The following is a 6289-nucleotide window of genomic DNA, read 5'->3' on the forward strand; positions in this document are numbered from 1 at the left end:
CTTGTCGAGATAGCGGAAATAGACGTCGTTATCGAAGAAGAACTGGGAGATCGCCCGCGTCGCGCCGGCATCGACCTTCTTCTTCAGGGCGTCGATATCGGCGTCGAGCGAGGCCGCTTCCGGGTGTTTTTCCGGATAGGCCGAGACCGTGACCTCGAAATCGCCGATCCGGCGAATGCCGGCGACGAGATCGGAAGTCTGGTGATAGCCTTGCGGGTGCGGCTCGTAGACCGTGCCGAGCCCGCCGGCCGGATCGCCGCGCAGCGCCACGATATGGCGCACGCCCGCCGCCCAATAGGCCCGGATGACCTCGTCGACCTCGCCGCAGGACGCCGAGACGCAGGTCAGATGCGCCGCCGGCTTCAGGCTGGTCTCATCGACCATGCGCTTGACGGTGTTGTGCGTGCGCTCGCGCGTCGAACCGCCGGCGCCATAGGTCACCGAGACGAAGGCGGGTCCCAGCGGCTCGAGCCGGCGCACGTTTTCCCAGAGGCTGACCTCCATCTCCTCGTTCTTCGGCGGAAAGAACTCGAAGGAGACGCGTGGGCGGCGCGAGCCGTGTCGGCTGGGGCGAAAAGCGCTCATCACGCAACCTCACGATCGAACTGACGGATGGGGAAATCACCCTGGAGGCGCCGGTCGCGTCCACGCCAGAGCATGACGCCCAGCTTGCCCGAACCGCCATCCGCGGCCGTGACCTCCTCGGCGAGATCGCATTCGAGCCCGGCCTCGCTGAACCAGCCGGAGATCTGCTCGCGCGTGAAGCCGAGCCGGCGATGGGCATGCTCGGTGCGCAGGAACTCCATCTCGTGCGGCGCGAAGTCGATCAGGATCAGCCGGCCGCCGGGGCTGAGCATGGCGGCGGCCTCGCGCAGCGCGCGGCCCGGATCGTCGAGGAAATGCAGGACCTGGTGGACGATCACCAGATCGAAGGCGCCGCGCGAGAACGGCAGCGCGTAGATGTCGCCTTGCCGCAGCTCGACCCGCGTCAGCCCGGCCCTCTCCAGATTGGCGCGGGCCACCGCCAGCATCGCATGGTTCGCATCGACGCCGACGGCGCGCGCCGCCTTCGGAGCGAGCCGTTCCAGCATGCGGCCGGTGCCGGTGCCGAGATCGAGCAGGGCCTGCACCGGCGTCTCGCCGACGGCCGCCTCGACCGCGGCCTCGACCGCGACATCGGGAACATGCAGCGAGCGCAGCTGGTCCCATTCGCGCGCGACATTGGCGAAATAGGATTGCGCGGCAGCGGCGCGGGTGGCGCGCACCGCCGCCAGCCGCTCGCGATCGGCCATCAGGACCGGGTCGGCCGGATCGAGCTCGCGTGCCAGCGCCAAGGCCAGCGCGCCGCCCGGGGCGGCATCGTCGAGACGGAAGAAGGCCCAGGCACCCTCGCGATAGCGGCGCAGCAGCCCGGCTTCCGCCATCAGCTTGAGATGCCGCGAGATGCGCGGCTGCGACTGGCCCAGAATGTCGGTGAGGTCCGAGACCGAGAGCTCGCCCTCCGCCAACAGCGCCAGGATCCGCAGCCGGGTTTCCTCGCCGGCCGCCCGCAGCGAAGCCAGCAATGTCGGCAGCGAATGTCGGGAGGGGCGGGTCACTGGCTTTAAGCCTCGCAGAGGACTGTGAAAGATATAAAGATATCTTTATGTTAAAAATGCCGTTTGCGCAAGCCCCGCCATCGTCATTGCGAGCGCAGCGAAGCAATCCAGAAGGGCTCGCTCTGTTGCCGCTGGTTTGCTTCGTCGCTGCGCTCCTCGCAATGACGGCCTCGCCTGCCAAGCGCCGAAAGTCATTGCCGCATGGCCGCCCTGAGCGCCGCGAAGATGCGCGGGTCCGAACATTGCGCGACGTTGAAGCGCAGGAAGCGCCCGGCCGATTGCGACAGGCTGAAGGCGTTGCCGGGAGCCAGCACGATACCCTCCGCCAGGACCCGCTGGGCGATTCCCGCGGCATCCAGCTCCCCGGGCAGCCTGCACCAGAGGAGCATGCCGCCGCGCGGTTCGAGCCAGGGCACGATGCCGAGCGCCGCGAGCCGTAGCCGCGTTTCCGCCATGGCGCGCCCCAGCCGCCCGCGCAGCCCCTCGACATGCTTGCGATAGCTTCCATCCTGCAGGATGCCGAGAACCAGCTCGGCCGAGAGGCGGCTCGCGCCGAACGAGGTCGCGATCTTGAGGTCGATGAGGCCTTCGATCCAGTCGCGCCTTGCGGCGATGAAGCCGCAACGCACCGACGCCGACAGCGTCTTCGAGAAGCTGCCGATATGGATGACCCGCTCCAGCCCGTCGAGGCCGGCCAGCCGCGGCGCCGGCTCCGGCTCGAAATCGGCGAAGATCTCGTCCTCGACGATGGTCAGCCCGTATTGCTCGGCGAGCTTGAGCAGGCGGTGGGCGACACTGGCCGAAAGCGTCGCGCCCGTCGGATTGTGGAGGGCCGAATTGGTGATGTAGAGGCGCGGCCGATGCTCGGCCAGGACCTGCTCGAACCGGCCGATATCCGGGCCGGCCGGCGTATAGGGCACGCCGACGACCCTCGCCCGGTGGGCGTGCAGCAGAGCGCGGAAGTTGAAATAGCAGGGATCGTCGACCAGCACCGTATCGCCGGGCTCGATCAGGAAACGGCAGATGAGGTCGATGGCCTGCGTTCCCGATTCCGTCAGGATGACCTGGTCGGGAGAGGCCTCGATGCCGTGCTCCGCCATGCGCCGCACGAGAAGCTGGCGCAGCGCCGGCAGCCCGAGCGGCGTGCCGTAATCGGCCAGGGTCTCGCAATCGGCACGCGAAAGCCGGCGCAACGCGCGGCGCAGGCCGGCCTCCGGCATCCAGGAGGCGGGGAGCCAGCCGCATCCCGGCCTGAGAATGCCGTCGCCCGCCTCCAGCGATTGCCGCGACACCCAGAGCGGGTCGACCGCCCGCTCCAGCCTTGGCGCGATATCGGCCAGGGAAAGCGGCGGCAGGCGTCCCGCGACATAGAAGCCCGAGCCGCGCCGGGCCTGGATCGCGCCTTCGGCGGCCAGCCGCTCATAGGCCTCGACCACGGTCGACTTCGAGACGCCCATCGCCTCGGCGCAGCTGCGGATCGACGGCAGCTTCGCTCCCGGCGCGAGCACCCGTCCGGCGATGCGCTGCCGGACGAGCGCCATGACGCGCCCGACAAGGGTGCCGTCGCCTTGCGCGGGCGGGCCGAGATCGTTCATCCGTACTGCTCCAATGGCCAATACAGTTTGCCTAAACTGTATTGAACTGTCTCTGGCAAACTGCGCCGAGCCGGCCGATTCAGGCCGAGCCAGGGAAAGTGGCAATGGAAAGTGGCGATGGACAGAATGGCGAGCGGTTGGCTCAACGGCTTCATCGGGGTGCTGATCTTCAGCGGCTCGCTGCCGGCGACGCGCGTGGCGGTCGCCGATTTCGATCCGCTGTTCCTGACGGTGGCCCGCGCCGGCATCGCCGGCCTGCTCGGGCTCGCTCTCCTCCTCGCGCTGCGGCAGAAGCGTCCGGAGCGCGCCGACATCATGCCGCTCGTGGTCGTCTCGCTCTGCGTCGTCGTCGGCTTTCCGCTGCTCACCGCGCTCGCGCTGAAGCACGTCACCGCCGCCCATTCGATCGTCTTCGTCGGCCTCCTGCCGCTCGCCACGGCGATCTTCGGCGTGCTGCGCGGCGGCGAGCGACCGCGCCCGGCCTTCTGGCTCTTCGCCGGCCTCGGCAGTCTTTGCGTCGTCGGCTTCGCCTGGGCGCAAGGGATCGCCGCTGCCCCGGTCGGCGACCTCCTGATGCTCGCCGCTATCGTCGCCTGCGGTCTCGGCTACGCCGAGGGCGCGCGGCTGTCGCGCCATCTCGGCGGCTGGCAGGTGATCTCCTGGGCGCTCGTCCTGTCACTGCCGATCATGGCCGGTCTGACGCTGATGACCCTGCCGGCTTCGTTTGGCCAGGTGGGCGGCGGCGCCTGGCTTGGCCTCGCCTATGTCTCGCTGTTCAGCATGCTGATCGGCTTCGTCTTCTGGTATCGCGGCCTGGCGCAGGGCGGCATCGCCGCGGTCGGGCAATTGCAGCTGCTCCAGCCCTTCTTCGGCTTGCTGTTGGCGGCCCTGCTGCTCGGCGAGGCCGTCGGCTGGCAGATGGTGGCGACCTCGGCCGCCGTCGTGCTCTGCGTCGCCGGCGCCAGGCGCTATGCGAGATAGGCCCCGCCAGAGCCTTTAGAGTCTGTAGTTTTCACGCGGACTCACCGCCGTCATCCTGGGCGAGCGAAGCTCGGCCCGGGATCCATCGTAGGGCTCCGGAGCCCTACGATGGATCCCGGATCTACGCCGCTTCGCGGCTTGTCCAGGATGACGGCGGTGGTTCCGAGCAAAAGTAGTATGCTTTAGCCCTGCATCGGCTTCAGCACGACCACCGCGTCGCCGGGCGCGATCCGCCCCGGCAGGTCGACCGAGAGCACCAGCCCGCGCAGGCGTGCCGCCGCCTTGACGAAGGCGAATTCGAGATCGGGCTGGCCATTCGCGACCGCGACCGCGCGGCCGGACAGGCGGCACGGCGCATTATAGGCCTCGACCCGCAGGACGGCGCCGCCGTCGAAACGGCCCTTGCCGCCCCAGGTACCGCCGATCGCGAGCCGGCTGCCCGGCGCGATCCGTGAGAAGCCGGGCAAACCGCCGATCAGCAGGTTGCCGCCGATCCATTCCGGCAGCAGCGCTGTGATGCCGAGCCCGGCGGCGATTTCGGCGAGTTCGTCCGGGCACAGCGCCGAGAGTTGCCGGTCGTTGCGCAGCGCCGTTCCGCGCGGCAGCCAGGGCTCGCGCGGGCCGGCGCGGCGTACCGCGCCATGATGGCGGTCTCCGGGGATGCCGTGATGATCGAGGTCGAGATGGCTGGCCGGCGTCGTGATGAACCCCGCGCCGGAGCGATCCGTCCGCGCGGCCTGCAACACGGCGACAAGCTTTCCGCTTGCGAGCACAGCCGTCATCGCGGCCGGCTCGGCGGCGTCATCGCCGTTCTCATGAGGCCAGCCGGGTCAGAGCAGCTTGAGCGAACCAGCCGCGGTCTTGCCCCGTTCGGTCTTGAGTTCGAACGAGACGTTCTGTCCTTCCGTCAGCGTCAACAAGCCCGCTTCCTTTACGGCAGTGACATGCACAAACACGTCCTTTCCGCCATCCGAAGGCTGTATGAAGCCAAAGCCCTTCTCGGTATTGAACCACTTTACGGTGCCGGTCGCCATCGCCGCATCCTTTGGAGCATCCATGGTCTCGCGGCGCCCCCGGAAACTATCGTCCAGGGGCCGCGCCAGCCGAGAATTGACCGAAAACGCAAGCTTGTCGAGATGAAAGCGGCGGCAATTACAGTGCACCCCTTCAGGGCTTGACCAGCTCGAACCGGGTCGTCGCCTCCGCCAGCGAGGACCCGCCGAGATAGACCTCGATCGGGCCGGGATCGAGCCGGTAGCGGCCGGCATCGTCATGGGCGCCCAGCGCCTCGCCTTCCAGCCGGAAGCGCACGGTGCGGGTCTCGCCGGCCTTCAGCGCGATCTTGGTGAAGCCCTTGAGCTCGCGCAGCGGGCGCGACCGGCTCGCCACCGGCTGGCGGATATAGAGCTGCACCACCTCCTGCCCGTCGCGCGTGCCCTGGTTGGTGACATCGACGGCGATCTCGGCGGCCGCGTTCATCGCGACCCGCTCGTGCTCGACGCGCGGATTGGCATAGGCGAAGCGGCTATAGGACAGGCCGAAGCCGAACGGGTAGAGCGCCTCGTTGGCCTCGTCGATGAAGATCGATTCATAGCGCTGGCGGATTTTCTGCGGCCGGCCGGTCGGCAACTGGCCGTAATAGACCGGGATCTGCCCGACCGAGCGCGGAAAGCTCATCGGCACCCGCCCCGACGGGTTGACCTTGCCGGCCAGCACTTCGGCGATCGCGGCCCGTCCCTCGGTGCCGCCATGGAAGGTCTGGAGGATCGCCGCGACATGCTCGTGCGCCCAACTCAGCACCAGCGGCCGCCCCGTCGCCAGCACCAGCACCACCGGCTTGCCCGTGGCGACCAGCGCCTCGAGCATTTCCTGCTGCACGCCCGGCAGGCCGAGATCGGTACGCGAGGCGCCCTCGCCCATGAACTCGCAATCCTCGCCGAGCATGGTGACGATCAGGTCGGCGGCCGCCGCCGCCTTGACCGCCGCGTCCTTGTCCTTGAATTCGGTCCCGCAGGCCTTGGTGAAGGCGGGCTCGTAGGTCACGTTCGTGCCGGCCGGCAGCTGCTCGCGCAGGGCGTCGGGCAGCGGCTGGACGACGCGGCGGCCGAGGCCGGC

At 68.7% G+C, this 6289-nt stretch carries 7 protein-coding genes; 1 reads left to right on the plus strand and 6 read right to left on the minus strand.

Features of this window, described 5'->3' with window-relative positions; genetic code table 11:
* The 3 genes from V6M56_RS00090 to V6M56_RS00100 all read right to left on the minus strand — a co-directional run.
* A partial coding sequence (locus V6M56_RS00090; protein ID WP_332680514.1) for a methylenetetrahydrofolate reductase occupies window positions 1-585 on the minus strand: 585 nt, incomplete at its 3' end.
* Entirely contained in the window at window positions 585-1598 is a 1014-nt protein-coding gene (locus V6M56_RS00095; RefSeq protein WP_332680515.1) for an ArsR/SmtB family transcription factor, read from the minus strand. The genes V6M56_RS00095 and V6M56_RS00090, both read right to left, overlap by 1 nt.
* 191 nt (window positions 1599-1789) lie before the next feature.
* Window positions 1790-3193, minus strand: a complete 1404-nt coding sequence (locus tag V6M56_RS00100) for an aminotransferase-like domain-containing protein (RefSeq protein WP_332680517.1) — start codon at window positions 3191-3193, stop codon at window positions 1790-1792.
* 117 nt (window positions 3194-3310) lie between these two features.
* Here V6M56_RS00100 and V6M56_RS00105 point away from each other — a divergent pair, with 117 nt between their 5' ends.
* Complete coding sequence (locus V6M56_RS00105; RefSeq protein ID WP_332680519.1) at window positions 3311-4174, plus strand: DMT family transporter; 864 nt, start codon at window positions 3311-3313, stop codon at window positions 4172-4174.
* Between the two features lie 182 nt (window positions 4175-4356).
* Here the strand turns inward: V6M56_RS00105 and V6M56_RS00110 are convergent, their stop codons facing one another.
* The 3 genes from V6M56_RS00110 to V6M56_RS00120 all read right to left on the minus strand — a co-directional run.
* Window positions 4357-4956: an MOSC domain-containing protein gene (locus V6M56_RS00110; RefSeq protein ID WP_332680521.1), complete on the minus strand. Its 600-nt coding sequence runs from the start codon at window positions 4954-4956 to the stop codon at window positions 4357-4359.
* A 48-nt stretch (window positions 4957-5004) separates the two neighbouring features.
* A complete protein-coding gene (locus tag V6M56_RS00115) occupies window positions 5005-5208 on the minus strand; it encodes a cold-shock protein (protein WP_332680522.1) in 204 nt (67 codons plus the stop codon).
* A gap of 133 nt (window positions 5209-5341) precedes the next feature.
* A partial coding sequence (locus V6M56_RS00120; protein ID WP_332680524.1) for a glycoside hydrolase family 3 C-terminal domain-containing protein occupies window positions 5342-6289 on the minus strand: 948 nt, incomplete at its 5' end.

The sequence above is a fragment of the Allobosea sp. genome (assembly GCF_036675845.1).
Taxonomy (GTDB): Bacteria; Pseudomonadota; Alphaproteobacteria; order Rhizobiales; family Beijerinckiaceae; genus Allobosea.